Origin of the sequence: Pseudomonas sp. Kh14, assembly GCF_900291005.1 — a bacterium.
Taxonomy (GTDB): domain Bacteria; phylum Pseudomonadota; class Gammaproteobacteria; order Pseudomonadales; family Pseudomonadaceae; genus Aquipseudomonas; species Aquipseudomonas alloputida.
Window position 1 is genome coordinate 1 of record NZ_OLKJ01000107.1, and the last position, 272, is coordinate 272.

Here is a 272-nt window from a genome sequence, read left to right on the forward strand (position 1 = left end):
GCGGTGATGTCGGGCGCGGTGATCTGTGCGGGCAGCGAGGAAACGCCGCCGTCATCGATGGCGACCACGTCCAGCAGCTCGCCGTTGGCCTGAGGCGGGTCGAGGGTGACGGTGAAGCTGCCGTCGGGGCCAGCCACCACACTGCCAATCAGCGTGCCGTTGGCGTCATGCACTTCCACACGGGTGCCGGCCGGCGCGGTACCGCTGATGCTGCTGCCGTCTTCGGCGAACACCAGGTCGCTGGGGCTGGCAGGCGCAGTGGTGACCGGGAC

1 protein-coding gene is annotated in these 272 nt (G+C 69.9%); it reads right to left on the reverse strand.

What is annotated here, in order from left to right; translation table 11 throughout:
- Window positions 1–272, reverse strand: a 272-nt coding sequence (locus tag FQ668_RS28660) for an Ig-like domain-containing protein (protein ID WP_178095760.1), incomplete at both ends; no start/stop codon positions are given.